The sequence below is a fragment of the Chelativorans petroleitrophicus genome (assembly GCF_025398195.1).
In the GTDB taxonomy this organism is placed as follows: domain Bacteria; phylum Pseudomonadota; class Alphaproteobacteria; order Rhizobiales; family Rhizobiaceae; genus Chelativorans; species Chelativorans petroleitrophicus.
Genome location: NZ_JAODNV010000011.1, coordinates 98,646 through 116,533, shown reverse-complemented (window position 1 = coordinate 116,533; position 17,888 = coordinate 98,646). Strand labels below are relative to the sequence as shown.

At 63.3% G+C, this 17,888-nt stretch carries 14 protein-coding genes; 4 read left to right on the top strand and 10 right to left on the bottom strand.

Translation table 11 applies throughout. The features are described 5' to 3' along the window. Positions 1-31: 31 nt before the first annotated feature. Positions 32-2,560, bottom strand: coding sequence for an ATP-dependent helicase (locus NYR54_RS11235; protein WP_261515744.1), 2,529 nt, complete (start codon positions 2,558-2,560; stop codon positions 32-34). A 195-nt stretch (positions 2,561-2,755) separates the two neighbouring features. Between NYR54_RS11235 and NYR54_RS11230 the strand changes: the two genes are divergently transcribed. Further along, entirely contained in the window at positions 2,756-3,631 is an 876-nt protein-coding gene (locus tag NYR54_RS11230) for a dienelactone hydrolase family protein (protein ID WP_261515743.1), read from the top strand. A 7-nt stretch (positions 3,632-3,638) separates the two neighbouring features. Here NYR54_RS11230 and NYR54_RS11225 read toward each other — a convergent pair whose 3' ends face one another. Both NYR54_RS11225 and NYR54_RS11220 read right to left on the bottom strand, forming a co-directional pair. Next, a complete protein-coding gene (locus NYR54_RS11225; RefSeq protein ID WP_261515742.1) occupies positions 3,639-3,836 on the bottom strand; it encodes a hypothetical protein in 198 nt (65 codons plus the stop codon). A gap of 175 nt (positions 3,837-4,011) precedes the next feature. Beyond that, a complete protein-coding gene (locus tag NYR54_RS11220; RefSeq protein ID WP_261515741.1) occupies positions 4,012-4,497 on the bottom strand; it encodes a thioesterase family protein in 486 nt (161 codons plus the stop codon). 120 nt (positions 4,498-4,617) lie between these two features. On the opposite strand from NYR54_RS11220, the gene NYR54_RS11215 reads away from it, so the two are divergent. Next, positions 4,618-6,024 (top strand): FAD-binding oxidoreductase, encoded by a 1,407-nt coding sequence (locus NYR54_RS11215; RefSeq protein WP_261515740.1) that lies wholly within the window; start codon positions 4,618-4,620, stop codon positions 6,022-6,024. Positions 6,025-6,086: 62 nt separating this feature from the next. Next, complete coding sequence (locus NYR54_RS11210; protein ID WP_341484302.1) at positions 6,087-9,935, top strand: AsmA family protein; 3,849 nt, start codon at positions 6,087-6,089, stop codon at positions 9,933-9,935. Positions 9,936-9,981: 46 nt separating this feature from the next. Here the strand turns inward: NYR54_RS11210 and NYR54_RS11205 are convergent, their stop codons facing one another. The 3 genes from NYR54_RS11205 to NYR54_RS11195 all read right to left on the bottom strand — a co-directional run bounded on the left by NYR54_RS11205 (position 9,982) and on the right by NYR54_RS11195 (position 13,792). Continuing rightward, positions 9,982-11,859, bottom strand: coding sequence for an ABC-F family ATP-binding cassette domain-containing protein (locus NYR54_RS11205; protein ID WP_261515823.1), 1,878 nt, complete (start codon positions 11,857-11,859; stop codon positions 9,982-9,984). A gap of 110 nt (positions 11,860-11,969) precedes the next feature. Further along, on the bottom strand, positions 11,970-12,989 hold the full coding sequence (locus NYR54_RS11200) for a hypothetical protein (protein ID WP_261515739.1): 1,020 nt from the start codon (positions 12,987-12,989) through the stop codon (positions 11,970-11,972). A 290-nt stretch (positions 12,990-13,279) separates the two neighbouring features. Continuing rightward, positions 13,280-13,792: a DinB family protein gene (locus tag NYR54_RS11195; RefSeq protein ID WP_261515822.1), complete on the bottom strand. Its 513-nt coding sequence runs from the start codon at positions 13,790-13,792 to the stop codon at positions 13,280-13,282. Positions 13,793-13,992: 200 nt separating this feature from the next. On the opposite strand from NYR54_RS11195, the gene ndk reads away from it, so the two are divergent. Further along, entirely contained in the window at positions 13,993-14,415 is a 423-nt protein-coding gene (gene ndk / locus NYR54_RS11190; protein WP_261515738.1) for a nucleoside-diphosphate kinase, read from the top strand. A gap of 111 nt (positions 14,416-14,526) precedes the next feature. On the opposite strand, the gene NYR54_RS11185 is transcribed toward ndk, so the two are convergent. The 4 genes from NYR54_RS11185 to uvrC are packed head-to-tail and all read right to left on the bottom strand — an operon-like array spanning position 14,527 to position 17,880. After that, the gene (locus NYR54_RS11185; protein ID WP_261515737.1) at positions 14,527-14,991 is read right to left on the bottom strand and encodes a molybdenum cofactor biosynthesis protein MoaE; all 465 of its coding nucleotides are present in this window, start codon (positions 14,989-14,991) and stop codon (positions 14,527-14,529) included. 2 nt (positions 14,992-14,993) lie between these two features. Next, on the bottom strand, positions 14,994-15,245 hold the full coding sequence (moaD, locus tag NYR54_RS11180) for a molybdopterin converting factor subunit 1 (protein WP_261515735.1): 252 nt from the start codon (positions 15,243-15,245) through the stop codon (positions 14,994-14,996). A 3-nt stretch (positions 15,246-15,248) separates the two neighbouring features. After that, positions 15,249-15,857 (bottom strand): CDP-diacylglycerol--glycerol-3-phosphate 3-phosphatidyltransferase, encoded by a 609-nt coding sequence (gene pgsA, locus NYR54_RS11175; RefSeq protein ID WP_261515734.1) that lies wholly within the window; start codon positions 15,855-15,857, stop codon positions 15,249-15,251. Positions 15,858-15,912: 55 nt separating this feature from the next. Beyond that, on the bottom strand, positions 15,913-17,880 hold the full coding sequence (uvrC, locus tag NYR54_RS11170; RefSeq protein WP_423738610.1) for an excinuclease ABC subunit UvrC: 1,968 nt from the start codon (positions 17,878-17,880) through the stop codon (positions 15,913-15,915). Between the last annotated feature and the right edge of the window lie 8 nt (positions 17,881-17,888).

The window sequence follows — 17,888 nt, the reverse complement described above, 5'->3', positions numbered from 1 at the left end:
CACGGCTCTGGGATGACGAGAGAGAGTGCCGCTATACCCGCTCGACGAAGCCGTCGAGCACGCGCTTCTGTCCGGCCTTGTCGAAATTGATGGTAAGCTTGTTGCCATCTATGGCGGCGATATTTCCGTTGCCGAATTTCAGATGGAAGACGCGCTCGCCCACTTTGAAGGGCGAGGGCTGGTCGGAGACGGATTTGGCCACCAGTTCGCCCTCGATGGTGCGGCCCTTTACGGATCCGCGTCCCGCGCCATAGCCGGAATCGGGCTCGCCATAGCCGATCCGCTCCACCTGATGGCCGGAGCGCGTACCCCAGTTCCTTGCAGTAGCGTCCGTGCGGTTCTTCTGCGCGCGCTGCCAGCCGGGCGTGGCATAGCTGCTGGAAAAGACATCGCCCGCTTCGTCGAAGCGTGACGGGCCGTACGGATTGGGCCGCCCGGGCTGCCGGTGGCCAAGCGGCCGGCCGTATCCTCCATAGGCGCTGGCCTCCTCGACCACCTCCACATGCGCTTCGGGCAATTCGTCCAGAAAGCGTGACGGGATGGTTGACTGCCACAGCCCATGGATGCGGCGGTTGGAGGCGAACCAGATGTGCAGGTTCTTCTTGGCGCGCGTCAGCCCCACATAGGCGAGGCGCCGCTCCTCCTCGAGGCCCGCACGTCCGCCCTCGTCGAGCGAGCGCTGATGCGGGAAGAGGCCTTCCTCCCAGCCGGGCAGGAACACAGTGTCGAATTCCAGACCCTTGGCCGAGTGCAGCGTCATGAGGTTGACGGCATCGAGCTCCTCGTCGCGCTCGGCATCCATCACGAGAGCGACATGCTCCAGAAAGCCGCGCAGGCTTTCATATTCCTCCATGGAGCGAATCAGCTCCTTGAGGTTTTCGAGCCGCCCAGGCGCCTCGGCCGAGCGGTCGTTCTTCCACATATCGATATAGCCGGACTCCTCCAGGATGAGTTCGGCAAGCTCCGTATGCGGCGTGCGGTCGAGCATGCCCTGCCAGCGCTCGAAGCTTTCCACGAGATTGCGCAGCGCAGAGCGCTGCTTGGGCTTCATCTCCTCGGTTCCGACAAGATCGCGCGCGGCCTGGAGCAGGGATGTATTTCGCAAACGTGCCACATCGTGGATCTGGCGCACCGCCGCTTCGCCGAGCCCCCGCTTGGGCACGTTCACGATGCGCTCGAACGCAAGATCGTCCGCGCCTTGCGCCACCACGCGGAAATAGGCGAGTGCGTCCCGTATTTCCTGCCGCTCGTAGAAGCGGGGGCCGCCGATGACGCGATAGTTGAGCCCGAGCGTAACGAAGCGATCCTCGAATTCGCGCATCTGGAAGGAGGCGCGCACCAGGATCGCCATGTCGTTGAGCGCATGGCCCTTGGCCTGAAGCGCCTCGATCTCCTCGCCGACGGCCCGGGCTTCCTCTTCCGAATCCCAGGCGGCGTGCACCTTGACCTTGACGTCGTCCGGATCGACATGCTCCGTGTACAGCGTCTTGCCCAGCCGCCCCTCGTTGTGCGCGATGAGGTGGGAGGCCGCGCCGAGGATGTGGGCGGTGGAGCGGTAGTTGCGCTCCAGCCGGATGACCTTGGCGCCGGGAAAGTCCTTCTCGAAGCGCAGGATGTTGTCCACCTCCGCGCCGCGCCAGCCGTAGATCGACTGATCGTCATCGCCCACGCAGCAGATGTTGACTGGAGCGCTCCTTTCTTCGGCGCCTGCGCCCTCCGGGGCGGAGCGGCGCGGCCTTTGCGCAAGAAGCCTCAGCCACAAATACTGCGCGGTGTTGGTGTCCTGGTACTCATCCACCAGGATGTAGCGGAACTTCCGGTGGTAGTCGGCTAGCACATCCGGATACTCGCGGAAAATGCGGATCGGATGCATGAGCAGATCGCCGAAATCAACGGCATTGAGCGTCTTGAGCCGCTCCTGATAGGCCGCATAGAGCGCGCGCCCGCGGCCGCCGGCAAAGGCGCGGGAATCGCCCTCGGGTATATCGGCAGGTGCAAGCCCCTTGTTCTTCCACCCGTCCACCATCATGGCGAACTGGCGTGCGGGCCAGCGCTTGTCATCGATGCCCTCCGCCTGGATGAGCTGCTTCATCAGGCGAACCTGATCATCCGTATCCAGAATGGTGAAGGAGGAGGAAAGCCCGATCAGCTCGGCATGGCGGCGCAGAATTTTCACGCCGATGGAGTGGAACGTGCCAAGCCAGGGCATGCCCTCGACCGCTTGGCCAACGAGGATTTCCACGCGCGTCTTCATCTCGCGCGCGGCCTTATTGGTGAAGGTGACGGCGAGAATCTGGGAGGGAAAAGCCTTTCCCGTGGCCAGGATGTGGGCGATGCGGGTCGTCAGCACGCGCGTTTTGCCCGTGCCCGCGCCGGCCAGGACAAGCACCGGCCCTTCCGTAGTCTCGACGGCAAGCCGCTGCTCAGGGTTGAGCCCTTCAAGATAGCGCGGCGCCTGCCGTGCCGCCATGGCGCGCGCGGCAATGCCGCCGGCACGCGGCGTAGCCCGCGGCGCTTCATCATCGCCAAAGAACGGCAAATCGTCCGGAAAACCTGACATCAGTTCCGCATATGGTGATTCGGGGCACTGAGCCCAAGCGTTTTCCTTTTGTACCGGTTTGTGCTCCCCAGGCCAAGGCCGGTTTCACGCGGCATTGAACAGCCTTGATTGGACCGTTTTGCGGCACTTCCTATTCTCGCTGCGGCGGAGGGGAACCGAGGATATGGATGCCGGCCAGGAGGAGGGAAGAAGACCATGCCGCAAACGCAAATCACCCAGGCGATGATCGACGCCTATGACGAATACACGCACCTCACGCTCGATCGTCGCGCCTTCATGGATAAGCTGACAAAGCTCGCGGGGTCCAGCGCGGCCGCCGCAGCCATTGCGCCGATGCTGGCGGCCAATTCGGCTCGTGCGGCCATGGTGCCGGAGGATGACGCGCGGCTCAGCGCCGAGGACATCACCTATCCGGGCAACGAGAGCGAGATGCGCGGCTATTTTGTGCGCCCTGCGGAGATGCAGGGGTCGCTGCCCGCCGTCATCGTGATCCATGAGAATCGAGGGCTCAATCCCCATATCCGCGACGTGGCGCGGCGGATGGCGCTCGAGGGATTTGTCGCGCTCGCGCCTGACTTTCTTTCGCCGCTTGGCGGTACGCCGGAAGATGAGGACGAGGCGCGCTCGATGTTCGGTGAGCTCGACCGGGGGCAGACCATCGCAAACGGCGTAGCCACCATCGCCTATCTGAAGGGGCTGGAGGGCACCAACGGCAAGGTGGGCGCGATCGGCTTCTGCTGGGGCGGCGGCATGGTTAACAGCCTGGCGGTGAACGCTCCGGAGCTCGACGCGGCGGTCGCCTATTACGGCGCTCAGCCGGACCCGGAGGAGGTGGAGCAGATCGAGGCGCCGCTTCTGCTTCACTATGCGGGCCTCGATGAGCGCATCAATGCCGGCATCCATGCTTTTCGCGAGGCGCTGGAAGCGGCCGGCAAGGAATACACCATCCACATGTATGAGGGCGTCAACCACGCGTTCAACAACGACACGTCCGAAGCGCGCTACAATAAGGAAGCCGCCGATCTCGCCTGGCGGCGCACGGTGGATTTCCTGAAGGAAAAGCTTGCCTGAGCGCTCGTCACGCCCTGCGCCGCGTCTCCTGAGCGCGGCGCAGGATGGCGCGGGCGAAAATAAGGTCAATCGGGATTGGCCGCCGTCTGTTCCTGATCTGGTAAAGCTCGTCTTCCAGGGATTTCAGGGCGCGCCAGAAATCATAGTCGCTGATGTTCGGGTCTCGCGCCAGCCTCTGCGACATCTGCTCCACGTCGACCTTCAAGGATATCTCCCCGTAACGCCGGACCCCGCCGCGAATCGTCAAGCGGTACAGAAGTATTCTGGAGCGCGGCCGGGCCGCATCAAGGAAGGGGAGGGGCGCTTAGTTGTGCAAAGATCGTTAGGGTTAACAAATCCTTGATCCGGTCAAGGCTGAACGATGCTTGGCTAAGGCGACGTTACGTTCTACGGCGGATGCCGACGGTGCGGCCCGCCCGCTCCGGCCGCGGAAGGGCCGCATGGGCTTTGGCGACGTTATCGATGCGGGCCGCCACGTCAGGCGGAAAGGGCGTCACCTTCGGCCCGCCCATATCCACATGCAGCGTCAGGCTCTCGCATGTGGCCGCGAGCCAGCCGTCCACATGGCGCAGCTCCTGAAAGGCATGCAGACGCTTCTCATCGTGGTCGAGAAGCTGCCAAGTGGCCGTCACACGATCGGAAAGATGGAGTTCCCGCACATAGCAGATGTGGATTTCGGCCGTGTAGGTGGTCAGCCTCCGGGCCTTTGCATAGGCAGGCCCCATGCCGAGCCGCTCCGAGACCTCGTCGGACGCGCGATCGAACAGAACGGTGTAGTAGGCCATGTTGAGGTGGCCGTTATAATCGATCCACTCCTCCTCAATATCGAAGATTCGTGAAATATGCGGGGCGCCGATCGGCTCCATGACCTTTCGCCTGTTGTTGCGCTTGCCGCAGGTGAGCAAGGCTGCGATATGCTGGAGCGGGATTAACCGGAAGGCCCTCGTGATCTCAAGAGCCGAGAAACGAGTTGCGGAGGATGAGGCATGGCCATGGTGGCGGAGCGGAACGATAACCGGATAGCGGCCGCGCTGGAGCGGCTGTCCGCCCGCTTCGGTGAGAGGCTGCAGACGGGCATGGCCTTGAGGGAGCAGCACGCCCACACCACCACCTATATTCCGAACCAGCCGCCGGACGGCGTGCTGTTTCCCGAAAGCACCGAGGAGGTGCAGGAGGCGGTGCGGATTTGCGCGGAGCACCGCGTTCCGATCATTCCCTTCGGCGTCGGTACGTCGCTGGAAGGCCATGTGAACGCCCCGCGAGGCGGCATCTGCTTTGACATGTCGCGCATGAAGCGCGTGCTCGCCGTCAACCGGGAGGATCTGGATTGCACCGTGGAACCCGGCATCACGCGGGAGGAACTGAACCAGTATCTGCGCGATACGGGCCTTTTCTTCCCGATCGATCCCGGCGCGAACGCCACGCTGGGCGGCATGACCGCAACGCGGGCCTCGGGCACCAACGCCGTGCGCTACGGCACCATGCGTGAGAACGTTCTGTCGCTCGATGTCGTGCTAGCGGATGGAAGGAAGATCACGACAGCCAGACGCGCGCGCAAGACCTCTGCCGGATACGACCTGACGCGGCTCTTCGTGGGATCGGAAGGCACGCTCGGCGTCATCACGGCCATCACGCTCAGGCTTCACGGCATTCCTCAGGCGATTTCCAGCGGCGTCTGCCCGTTCCCGAGCGTGGAGGCGGCCTGCAACGCTGTGATCATGATCATCCAAATGGGCATTCCAATCGCACGCATTGAACTGGTGAACACGCTCGGCGTGCAGGCCATCAACCGCTATTCCAAGACGGCGTTTCCGGAAGGCCCCTGCCTTTTTGTGGAGTTTCACGGCACCGAGGCGGGCGTTGCCGAGCAGGCGCAGATGTTCGGCGAGATCGCCGCGGAATTTTCCGGCGGCCGCCTCGATTGGGCAAGCGCCGCCGAGGAGCGGCAGAGGCTCTGGAAGGCGAGGCATGATTTCCACTGGTCGACCGTCACCCTGCGGCCGGGCTGCAAGGTGCTCGCCACGGATGTCTGCGTGCCGATCTCCCGTCTGGCCGATTGCATCGTGGAGACCGAGGCCGATATCGCCGAAACCGGCCTCATCGCGCCCATCGTCGGCCATGTCGGCGACGGCAATTTTCACGTCGCGGTGCTTATGGATATGGACAATCGCGACGAAGTCCGGCGTGCGGAGAGTTTCGTCTCGCGCCTGAACATGCGCGCACTGTCCATGGGCGGGACGTGCACGGGCGAGCATGGTATCGGTCAGGGCAAGATGCGGTATCTGGAGACCGAGCACGGTGCCGGTGTGGAGGTGATGCGCTCGATAAAGCAGGCGCTCGACCCGCTGAACATCATGAATCCCGGCAAGATCTTCGATATGACTGGGGGGTAGCCAGTCTCTGCGGATCGGACCTGGTGTCGTCGTTCTGTTTGGGCAAGAAAGGAAGATAGACCCTGGCGCGGCTGTTCGTCTTCATCGGTAGCCTGGTGGTGCTGGCGCTCACGGCGGCGCTGGTCGCGCCCTATTTTATCGACTGGACATCTTACCGCGCCGCCTTCGAGCGTGAGGCCGGCCGCATTCTGGGCCGCGACGTGCGAGTGGAGGGAACGGCGCGCGCCCGGCTGCTTCCATTCCCGTCCGTCACCTTCACAGATGTGGTGGTGGCCGGCGCTGCGCCTGGCGAGCCTGCGATGACCGTGGAGGAATTCTCCATGGACGCGGAGCTGGCGCCATTTCTTTCCGGCGAATTGTTGATCTTCGACATGCGGCTCATTAGGCCGAGCATGAACATCGAGATCGGCGAGGATGGGCGCATCGATTGGGCCGTTCGGCCGTCCACCCCGTTCGATCCACGGCAGGTCACGCTTGAAAACCTGACGATCAGCGACGGAACGATCAGGATACATCAGCGAGCGAGCGGTCGCATCGTCACGCTTGGCGACATTGACACAAGAGTTTCCGCGCGCAGTCTGGCCGGCCCCTGGCGCGTGGACGGAACGCTGACGGTCAACGGCATTCCCGTCAACCTTGCCTCCGCCACTGGAACCGCGAGCGAGGAAGGAGACATGCGGGTTCGGATTACCGTTCAGCCCGACCACTATCCCTTTCTTCTGGAAACGGATGGTCAGGCGCGGTTCGAGGGAGAGGCGGGGCTTTATGACGGCACCTTTCGCCTGCTGACAATTGATGCCGCCGGGATGGGTGAGGAGCGAACGATCGTCGAGGCCGGCAACCGCCTTTCAGGCCGTTTCGCACTCGATCACCAGCGCCTCAGAGTCGATGAATTCCGCTTCGAAACGGGTTCTCCGGAAGATCCCTATGTTGCCGAAGGCCACGCGCTGGTGGAGCTCGGTGCCGAACCCTCATTCCTTATCGAAGCCGATGGCGCGCAGATCCGGCTGGATGCGGTGGAGGGTGAGGGTGGCATCATGTCGGGTCTCTCGGCGGATGAGAGGCTTCAGGCTCTGACACGCTTCATCGCCGGTTTGCCGAAGCCCTCCATTCCCGGCACGATAGCCGTCGATCTGCCGGCTATCGTCGCGGGCGACACCACGGTTCGCGACATTCACCTGCGGGCGCGGCCGGTGGCGGAGGGTTGGAATATCGAATCGCTGGCGGCCACGCTGCCGGGCCGCACCCGCTTCGAGGGTGACGGCTTGCTGGCAACAGGCGAGGGGCTTTCCTTCGAAGGGCATATGCTTCTCGCCGTCAAGCAGCCTTCGGGCTTTGCCGCCTGGCTTGCCCGAGATGTGGACGAGGCAATCCGCCGGCTGCCCGCCGCCGGTTTCAGCGCCGATGTGACGCTGACCGACGAGCGGCAGCGCTTCCAGAATCTCGAGCTGATCTTGGGTGATGCCCGCTTTACCGGCGCCATCGACCGGCAGAGCCCAGCAGGCGCCCGGCCATCGCTGCTGCTGGAGCTCAACGGCAGCAAATTGGACGTGGAAGGCATGCGCGCCTTCGCCTCGCTGTTCGTAGACGATGCAGGCCGCAACCGGCTTGCCGATCATGACGTGAATCTGGAGATCGTGGCCGGCCCCGTCTCGGTCGAGGGACTGACGGCGGAGCGGGTGGACACGGCCTTGCGCCTGCGGGAAGGGCGGCTTGAGATCGACCGCTTGACCCTCACCGGCCTTGCCGACGCGAATATCAGCGCCACCGGCAATTTAGCCGGGCTAGGCGGAGAGCCGACAGGGCAGGTGGATGCCACGGTCGTGGCGGTCGATCTTGCGCCGCTCGTAGAGCTTCTGGCGCAGCGCTTCCCCGGCAACCGTCTCCTCACCACGCTCAACCGGCACGCCAGCCAGTATCCGGGCCTCCTCGCCGACAGCGAGATCGATATCATCGCGAGTGCGGCTGCAGACGGGGAGGGGACACCGGGGCTTTCCGTGAGTGCCCGGGGCCTTGCTGGAGGAACTGGCTTCAGCCTTTCGCTATCGAGCAGCGAGATGCCGGTCGAGGAAGGGCAGGTTTCCATCCAGCTTGCCGCGCGTAACCAGGAGGCCGCGACTCTCTACGCTCTCGCGGGCCTGCCCGCGCTGCCGCTCGGGCTCGCCGGCGCGGTGGATGTGGAATTTTCCGCGACCGGCACACCGGCGGAGGGTTTGGAGAGCATGTTCCGCGTCAGGGGACAGGGTCTCCAGGCCAGCTTCACGGGCACGATCAAGCCTGGCAGCGAAGGGTTCGCCGCCGTGGGCCAGGCGCAGATTGAAGCTGAGGATCTGGAACCCTGGCTTGCCGCGGCGGGTGTTTCATTGCCGGGATTTGGCTACGGCCTGCCGGTGGAGCTTTCGGCAGCGCTGGACTATCGCGAAGGCGTTCTCTCCATGAGAGGCCTTGCCGGGCAGGTGGCGGGAAGCGATGTTAGTGGCGACCTCAAAGGTTCCCTGCGCGACGGCCTGCCCCATCTCACGGGCTCTCTGGCGCTTGGCGGACTTGATTTTCGCCCGGGGATTGAGATGGTCCTGGGGCCCGCCGCTTTCGAGGCGGGCGGCGGACCTTGGCCGCAGGCGCCCTTCCGGCAGGACGTGACGGCGCCGTTTTCCGCGAACGTCGAGCTTTCCGCCGGAAAGGTGTGGATCGGAAACGCGGCCACAGCCGAGGATGCGCGCTTTCACGTCCGGCTTGGGCCGGAGGGGATGGCCATTTCCGATCTCTCCGCGCATTACCTTGGCGGAGTGCTCGAAGGGCTTGCCGAGCTGCGCAACGATGCCGGAACCGGCCTGCTTGCTGCCCAGTTTTCGCTAAATGGCGTGCCGCTTGAACGATTACTGCCGGGCGGCGGGCTTTCGGGCCTTGCGGATGTCAGCGCCAGCGTCACGTCGGCTGGCAAGTCGGTGGACGCCATGACGGCGGCGTTGTCCGGCTCCGGCTCGGCCGCCTTGGAAAACCTCGTCATTTCTGGTTTCGACAGGAGGGCGCTTGCTCCCATTATCGCGGAAGCGGACAAGCTCGGTGTAGAGATTGACGCTGAGAGCGTAGCCGCCTTCGCCCCCGCACTGGTGCGACGGGGAAGCTATCCTGCGGGCGATATAAAATTCGCCTTCACCCTCGCTGATGGTGTGGCGCGGATGGCGCCGGTGCATCTGGAAAGCGATGGCGCCCGAATGAGCGTTGAGGCTGCAGCCAACCTTAAAGAGCGCACCGTTTCGGCGAGCGGCTCCATCACCTATGATGCCGGGGCGGAGTCCGTGTCAGGCTCCGAGCCGATGATCCGCTTCTCCTTGCGCGGACCTTTGGGAGAGAGCCGGCCCGTGCTCGATACGGACCCGCTTACCCGGTTTCTCACCCAGCGCGCCCTGGAGCTGGAGCAGGCGCGCGTCGAACATATGCAGGCCGTGCTGCTCGAACGTCAGCGTCTGCGCCGTGAAATGCGCTATTTCACTGCGCGTGCTGCCGAACGCGAGGCGGCCGAAGCTGCCCGCCGCGCCCAAGAGGCCGAGCGTGTGCGCCTCGAACGGGAGGCGGAGCGGGCGCGCAGGGCTGCCGAAGAGCGCGAACGGCAGGAGCGCGAGGCGGAGGAGGCAAGGCGCCGGGCCGAAGAAGCAGCGCCCGCGCGGCCAGAGGAGCAGCCTACGCCCGGTGCGGTCGGCCCGATCCAGGTTCCTCCGCTGGAGGCGCCGGACCCGGATGGCTCGGAAATAGAGCGCCGCGCTCTGCCGCCGCCCGAGCCGCGAGGGGCAGAGCAGCCAGTGCCCGACCCGGCGGCCCAGAATATCGGGGAAGACGATTCATTCCTCGATATCGAGGACCTCACGGTAGAAAGGCTTTTGCACCTTCTGAAGCCTCCGGCGGTGCAATGAGGGCGGTTTCCGCCTTCCCGCCTCCTCGATATGGAGTGACGGGACGCTACTCGGCAATCGCCTCTTCATACTCGGCCGAGAGCTGCAGCCACTTTTCCTCCTGCTGCTCAACGAGTTGAGACAGCTCGACGCGCTGCTTCGCAAGCACCGCCACTCTGGCTGGATCGCGCTCATAAATTCGCGGATCGGCCATCTCCGCCTCTATTGCCGCGATGCGCTTGCGCGTGCGCTCGATTAGGCCTTCCGTCGCCTTAATCTCTCGTGCCAAAGGTTCGAGCGAGGCGCGCCGCTTTGCCGCCTCGCGGCGGCGGTCGGCTTTCGAGACCTTCTCGGCTTCCCGCTTCTCCCGCGTGCGGCTTGCGCCTCCGGTGGTCTGCGCCCGGTAATCTTCCAGGTCGCCGTCATAGGGCCGGACTGTACCCTCATCGACCAGCCAGAGCCTGTCCGCACAGGCCTCGATCAGGTGTCGGTCATGGCTGATGAGGATCACCGCGCCTTCATAGGTGTTGAGAGCCTCCACCAGCGCCTCGCGGCTGTCGATGTCGAGGTGGTTGGTCGGCTCGTCCAGAATGAAGAGATGCGGGGCCTGGAAGGCGGAAAGCCCCATGAGAAGCCGCGCCTTCTCACCGCCCGAAAGATCCTTAGCCGGCGTTTCCATCTTCTCGGTCGACAGGCCGAACTGGGCCACGCGCGCCCGCACCTTGGCTTCCGGAGCGTCCGGCATCAGGCGGCGCAGATGCTGATAGGCGTTTTCGTCCGGCCGCAGGTCGTCAAGCTGGTGCTGGGCGAAGATCGAGACCGAAAGCCCCGGCGCCAGCGTCATCGTGCCGGCCTCCAGCTTGAGCCTGCCGGCGATCAGCTTGGCGAAGGTGGACTTGCCGTTGCCATTGGCGCCAAGCAGCGCGATGCGGTCGTCATTGTCGATGCGCAGATTGAGGTTCTTCAGAACCGGCTTTCCGGGCTCATAGCCGACCGCGCCCCCCTCGATCGCCACGATGGGCGAGGCGACCGGCTTTGCCGGATCGGGAAAGCGGAAGGGGATGACGTGTTCGTTGACGGTCGCCGGGATGGGTTGCATGCGCGCGATGGCCTTCAGCCGCGACTGCGCCTGGCGCGCCTTGGAGGCCTTGTAGCGGAAACGTTCAACGAACGCCTCCATATGCTTGCGCCGCGCTTCCTGCTTTGCCCGCAGCTTCTCTTGCAGCTCCATCTTCTCGGCATACTGGCGGGCGAACTGATCGTAGCCGCCGCGCCAGAAGGTGAGCTTTCTGTGCTGCAGATGCACGATCGCGGAGACGGCGCGGTTAAGAAGGTCGCGGTCGTGGCTGATGAGCAGGACCGTGTGCGGATAGCGCGCCAGATAGCTTTCCAGCCACATGGTGCCTTCCAGGTCCAGATAGTTGGTCGGCTCATCAAGAAGCAGAAGGTCTGGCTCGGCAAAGAGCACGGAAGCAAGCGCGACACGCATTCGCCAGCCGCCGGAGAAAGAGGAGGCGGGCCGCCTCTGCGCCCGTTCATCGAAACCGAGGCCGGCGAGAATGGCCGCCGCGCGGGCTTCCGCAGAATGGGCGTTTATATCGGCAAGGCGCGTCTGGATTTCGGCGATGCGGTGCGGATCGGTCGCCTTCTCGGCCTCGCGCATGAGGCGATCCCGCTCCGTGTCGGCCCGCAGCACGATGTCGATAAGCAGCTCGTCCGTACCGGGCGCTTCCTGTGCCACTTGCCCGATGCGCGTGCCTTTGGGCACGCTGATCGAACCGGTTTCGGGAGAAAGCTCGCCGGTAATCGCACGAAAGAGAGATGTCTTGCCGGTGCCGTTGCGTCCGACAAGCCCCGCCTTTGTCCCGGCAGGCAGGGTGAGGGAGGCATGCTCAATGAGCAGCCGGCCGGCGACGCGCAGAGAAAGATCATTAATGGCAAGCATGGCCGCGTGTTTTGGCGGAGCCTGCTTGCACATGCAAGCCCATCCTCTGCGAATGACAAAAGAATAGGCCCGCGCGGGCGCGGGCCTTTCCCCCAAGGTTTCAGTGTCGCTTAGCGGCTTGCCAACTGCAGCATCCGGCAGAGACCAACCAGATCCCGGTCATAGGAGTTCGGTTGCGCCAGGATGTTGCGGCAGAGCTTCTTGTTCCGGGCAAGCTCAGTCGGCGACATGTCGTTGATGATGTCCGTGAGGTTGTTGGGACCGCGGGGATTGCTCGGATCACGCGGACTGATCGGATCGCGCGGATCGCGTGGGTCGCGCGGATCGTTGGGATCGCCAGGGCCCGGATCAGCGGGACCGCCGCAAGACCTGCCGATACAGACATCCGGGTCGATCAGCCCAAGCATGCCTCTGCCGCCGCCGATATTGATGTCAGCCTCGGCAGGCGTGCCCAGCAAGGATCCTTTGTTTTCAGTGTTGAAGACACCGTTCTCTCCGAACAATGACGTCTTGCTGTTGAGCGTGACCTCATCGTTCAAAGCATTGGCGTTGGCATCGACCCTAGCGAGGGTGTCCTGGCCGCCGATGGTTGCGTTGACATCTCCATTGGCGATGCCGCCGAGGTTCACCTCAACGTCCGCTCCAAGGCCGCCATTGCTCCTCTGACCGACGCCTACGCTCGCGATGCCGAGATCAAGACCGGTCATCCCGTTCTTGGAGCCGCCAAAAAGGCTGCTGCCGCCGCCGAGGACACCACCACCTCCACCGAGGACACTGCCGACACCGCTGACAACACCGCCGACCGCGCCGCCGACACTGCTGGCCAGGCTGCCGCCGCTCCCGCCTCCGCTACTGCCGCCCCCGCTGCTGTTGCTGCCCCCGCCACTGCTGTTGCTGGCGCTACTGCTGCTGCCGCCGCTGACGCTGCCGCCGCCACCGCCAACAACACTGCCGCCCCCGCCGAGAGCACTGCTGACGCCGCCGACGACACCGCCGACCGCACTGCCAACACTGTCGACCACACCACCGACAGCGCCACCCAGATCAAGCGCTGAAGCCGGCATTGCGAGGCTAAGCGCGAGGGCGCTTCCCGCTATTGTCGCAAGCAGACTGCGTTTTGACTTAAGCATAACTCACTCCTGGTGCTTTGTTGCCGCAGAATCAAAAGCAGAACAAAGATACAAGCAAACAAGGATACATGAACAATGAATGCCCATAATGGTGAGTAACGTATTTCATTTTCTGAGAAGTTTTATTAGAATAGTTGAGAAGCATAATTGAATAAAAATAGACTAAATTTAGTACTATAAATACATTGCTATAAAAAGCGGCGAAAAGCAGCTTTGGGCACGCATGATCTTTGACCAGCCGCCATCCATCACAATGGGATCTGGTCGACTATTTGCCACTCTGGTGGTTGTCAGGCGTAGACTTTTCCCTCTGCCGTCCTGTGGAAATAGATCAGGTCGAGGGAGGGCGGTGCCTTTCCGAGTATCGAGAGGATCGCGTGCGCCTGGCCGCGATGGTGCGCCTGATGATTGAAGAAATGGGTGAGGGCAGGGGCCAGGCGCTGCGACACGGTCCGCGGGTTGATGGCGGTCATGTAGGTGAAGCGGCCCTCAAGCGCCTGTTCGGTAAGACCATTGACCCAGGCGATGATGCGTCTGTCTTCGGCCTCGCGGGCAATTCTGAGCGCGGGGAATGCCTGATGCAGAATGGTGTCGAGCCGTGCCGGCGCATCGCCCTCTCCGGTAAAGCGCTTCATCCAGATGCGGTCTGCCACCAGGATATGGTTGAGCGTTCCCATCATGGACTTGAAGAAAACGCCCACATCGCGGGTGTATTCCTCCGAAGAGAGCTGTGCGGCGGCATCGTACAGGAGGCTGTTTGCCCACCGGTTATAGGCCGCCATCATCTCGAAGTGGCGCTTCATTGCCATCGCCCGCCTCCGCTCCGTTTAAATCTGATTAGCCGATCCCGCCGCGTTCTTTCCATCAATTTCGTCGGTGCCGTTAACCGCAAATAGGGGCGCGCTCCGCACTGCGGCAAGCTACTGAACGCTCTTCACAGGAAGGGCCGGCATCGCTATAGACGCCCATCCCCTGATGTTTCTCATATTATGAAGGAGCCGAGATGGCGATCGAACGCACCTTTTCAATGATCAAGCCGGATGCGACGGCACGCAACCTTACCGGCGCCATCACCAAAATGCTGGAGGATGCGGGTCTGCGCGTCATTGCATCCAAGCGCGTCTGGATGAGCCGCCGCCAGGCGGAGGGCTTCTACGCCGTGCACAAAGACCGGCCGTTCTTCAACGAACTGTGCGAGTTCATGTCGTCTGGTCCGACGGTGGTGCAGGTGCTGGAAGGCGAGAACGCGATCGCCAGGAACCGCGAGATCATGGGCGCCACCAACCCGGCGGAAGCCGCCGAGGGCACAATTCGCAAGCTCTATGCGAAGTCCATCGGCGAGAACTCGGTGCATGGCTCCGACGGTCCGGAGACTGCCGCCCAGGAGATCGCCTACTGGTTCGCTGAAACCGAAATCGTCGGTTAAACGCACGCTTGCGGAGGCCGCGATCATAAAAGGTGCCGGGGCCGTTTCGTGACATGGATGTTACGGATCAGACCTCGGCCTTTCGCCTCCGCCATAGTTTGAGCGGCAGGCTCACCAGCGCTTCAGCGCTTCCTCGTCTTCCCCCTTCGCCTCGACCCATCGCGCCGGCTCTCCCTGCACGGGGTGTTCCTTCTTCCAGAAGGGGGCCCGCGACTTGAGGTAGTCCATAAGGAAGTCCGCCGCCTCGAAAGCGGCCTTGCGGTGGCTCGAGGCGGTGACGACCAGCACGATGTTCTGACCGGGCTCGATCCTGCCGAAGCGGTGGATGATCGTAAGACCGGTTAGGGGCCAGCGCCTCGCGGCCTCCTGCGCGACGCGGTTTATCTGGCTGTCCGCCATGGCGGGGTAGTGTTCGATTTCCAGGGCGGCGAGCCTCCCGCCCTCATCGCGGCAGCGGCCGGTGAACGTGACCACTGCGCCCACGTCCCTGCGTCCGCCCGCAAGGCGCTCGATCTCGGCGGCCACGTCGAAATCTTCCGCCTGCACACGCACATGCGGGACACAGGGCAGGGTCATTCTCACCCTCCGGTCATGGGCGGGAAAAGCGCGATCTCGCCGTCCCGCGGCAGCGGCGTCTCATGTGTCACATGCTCGTGATCGATGGCGACGCGGATAATGTCGGGATGTTCCAGCGCAGCGGCATAGTTGCCGCCGCGCTCTTTAAGCCACTTAAGAAGGTCCGCCACCGTTCCGACATCGGCCGGCAGGGTGACCGTCTCGACCTCCTTGCCGATGCGCTCGCGCACCCAGGCGAAATAGACGAGTTTCACCGCTCACTCCTCCACGATGTGCTTCAGTCCGGCGCGAAAGTAATCATAGCCGGTATAGAGCGTGACCAGCGCCGAAAACCACAGAAGCGCGATCCCGGACTCGGTAATATAAGGAACGATCTTGTCGCCGGCCGGGCCGGCGAGCAGAAAGCCTATCGCGAGCATCTGGATGGTGGTCTTCCACTTGGCCAGTTGGGTCACCGGGACGCTCACCTTGAGCGCAGCCAGATATTCCCTGAGCCCCGAGACCAGAATTTCCCGGCACAGAATGATGATTGCCGCCCACAGCGTCCAGCCGGCAATGGTGCGATCGGTATCGGCGGCTAGCAGAAGCAGGCATGTCGCGACCAGAAGCTTGTCGGCGATCGGATCCAGCATTCTGCCTATATTCGACGTCTGCTTCCAGCTGCGGGCAAGATAGCCATCGAAATAGTCGGTCACACTTGCAGCGAGGAAGATGGCGAGCGCCGACCAGCGCGCAAAGTCGCTGGATTGCAGGCGGCCTTCCAGGAAAAAGCACAGCACGATCAGAGGCACCGCCATGATGCGTGTATAAGTAAGCAGATTGGGCAGGTTGAAGGCGCGGCGCTGCTGCATGGATTGCTCACTCATAATGCCCTCAGTGAAATCAGGAGCGCAGGGCGGGGTCAAGCAACCCTGCTGCGGCCTAACCGCCCTCATGGAAATGATTATAGATCTGGCGTGCGATCGCTTCCGAAATTCCGTCAACTTGCATCAGATCTTCGATACCGGCTCGGCTGACCGCCTTGGCCGTGCCGAAATGATGCAGTAGCGCCCGTTTTCTCCCGGGCCCGATGCCGGCGATCTCGTCCAGCGGGTTGCGGACCATCTCCTTCTTTCTACGTGCCCGATGCGACCCGATGGCGAAGCGGTGCGCCTCGTCGCGCAGCCTTTGAACGAAATAGAGCACCGGATCGCGCACGGGGAGAGAGAAGGGCGACCTGCCTTCCATGAAGAAGCGCTCGCGGCCAGCGTCGCGATCCACGCCCTTGGCGACGCCGATCGCCGTCACAACGCCGGCGATTCCGAGATCCTCGAGAATCTGCCTGACCGCTGAAAGCTGCCCTTGTCCGCCGTCGATAAGGATAACGTCCGGCCAGGCGGGAAAGGCGTCCGCCTCCGCCTCGCCGTTGCCGTTCGCAGGCAGTCCTTCCTCTCTGATGAGCCGGGCGAAGCGACGCTGCATCACCTCGCGCATCATGCCGAAATCGTCGCCCGGCGTGATGTCGGTCGAGCGGATGTTGAACTTGCGGTAGCTGTTCTTGACGAAGCCCTCCGGCCCGGCGACGACCATCGCGCCGACGGCGTTCGTGCCCATGATGTGCGAATTGTCATAGACCTCAATGCGCCTCGGCACCCTGTCGAGCCCGAAGGTTTGGGCAAAAGACTCCAGCAGTCGCGCCTGCGAGGAGGTTTCGGCCAGCCTACGGGCCAGCGCCTCGCGCGCGTTCTGAAGGGCGTGTTCGGTTAGGGTCTTCTTTTCACCGCGCTGGGGAACCTGCACCTGGACCTTTCGACCCGCCCGTGCAGACAGCGCCTCGGCGAGAATGGCTTGATCTTCGATCTCATGGGACAGGAGAACCAGCCGGGGGCAGGGTTTGTCCTCATAAAATTGGGGCAGGAACGAGCCCAGCACCTCGCCCGCTCCGAGAGCCGGGTCGGCCTTCGGAAAGTAGGCGCGGTTGCCCCAGTTCTGCCCCGTGCGGAAGAAGAACACCTGGATGCAGCTCTGGCCGCCTTCCTGGTGAATGGCGAAAACATCCGCTTCCTCGACCCCCTGCGGGTTTATGCCCTGATGGCTTTGCACGTGGGAAAGCGCAGCAAGGCGGTCGCGATAGACGGCCGCGCGCTCGAAATCGAGCGCCTCCGAGGCCTCCTGCATGGCGGCCGCGATCTGCGCCTTCACCTTGCTGGAGCGGCCGGAAAGGAAGTCCTTCGCCTCGGCAACCAGACGGGCATAATCCTCTGTGCTGATCTCGCCGGTGCACGGCCCCGAACAGCGCTTGATTTGGTACAGCAGGCAGGGCCGCGTGCGGCTTTCGAAGACCGAGTCCGTGCAGGTGCGGATGAGGAAGGCGCGCTGGAGGGCGTTGATCGTACGTCCCACGGCGCCCGCGGAGGCGAACGGCCCGAAGTAGTCGCCCTTGCGCGAGCGCGCGCCACGGTGCTTGAAAAGACCCGGGGCCGGATGATCGCCGGTAAGCAGGATATAGGGAAACGACTTGTCGTCGCGCAGGAGCACGTTGAAGCGCGGACGCAGGCGTTTGATGAGGTTGGCTTCAAGAAGCAGCGCCTCGATCTCCGTCCACGTGACGACAAATTCCATCGAGGCCGTCTCGCGGATCATGCGCGCAATTCGGTTGGAATGGCCTCGGCCCTGGGCGTAGTTCGTGACCCGCTTCTTGAGGCTGCGCGCCTTGCCCACATAAAGCACATCGCCCGCAGCGTTCATCATGCGGTAGACGCCGGGCGCGTTGGGCAGGCGCTTGACCATCGCCCTGATGACATCGATGCCGGTGTCAGGCGACTTGTCCGTGCCCGCGCTATCCCAATGTACGGAAGCGGATGCTGTCCCGTCCGTTATCTCCGGCGCGTTCCGGTCTCTGGATTCCAAGGATGGGC

Bases quoted from the DNA above. Each gene is read 5' to 3' on its own strand.
- NYR54_RS11235 (WP_261515744.1), bottom strand. From the start codon at position 2,560: ATGTCAGGTTTTCCGGACGATTTGCCGTTCTTTGGCGATGATGAAGCG.
- NYR54_RS11230 (WP_261515743.1), top strand. From the start codon at position 2,756: ATGCCGCAAACGCAAATCACCCAGGCGATGATCGACGCCTATGACGAA.
- NYR54_RS11220 (WP_261515741.1), bottom strand. From the start codon at position 4,497: ATGGAGCCGATCGGCGCCCCGCATATTTCACGAATCTTCGATATTGAG.
- NYR54_RS11215 (WP_261515740.1), top strand. From the start codon at position 4,618: ATGGCCATGGTGGCGGAGCGGAACGATAACCGGATAGCGGCCGCGCTG.
- NYR54_RS11205 (WP_261515823.1), bottom strand. From the start codon at position 11,859: ATGCTTGCCATTAATGATCTTTCTCTGCGCGTCGCCGGCCGGCTGCTC.
- NYR54_RS11200 (WP_261515739.1), bottom strand. From the start codon at position 12,989: ATGCTTAAGTCAAAACGCAGTCTGCTTGCGACAATAGCGGGAAGCGCC.
- NYR54_RS11195 (WP_261515822.1), bottom strand. From the start codon at position 13,792: ATGAAGCGCCACTTCGAGATGATGGCGGCCTATAACCGGTGGGCAAAC.
- ndk (WP_261515738.1), top strand. From the start codon at position 13,993: ATGGCGATCGAACGCACCTTTTCAATGATCAAGCCGGATGCGACGGCA.
- NYR54_RS11185 (WP_261515737.1), bottom strand. From the start codon at position 14,991: ATGACCCTGCCCTGTGTCCCGCATGTGCGTGTGCAGGCGGAAGATTTC.
- pgsA (WP_261515734.1), bottom strand. From the start codon at position 15,857: ATGAGTGAGCAATCCATGCAGCAGCGCCGCGCCTTCAACCTGCCCAAT.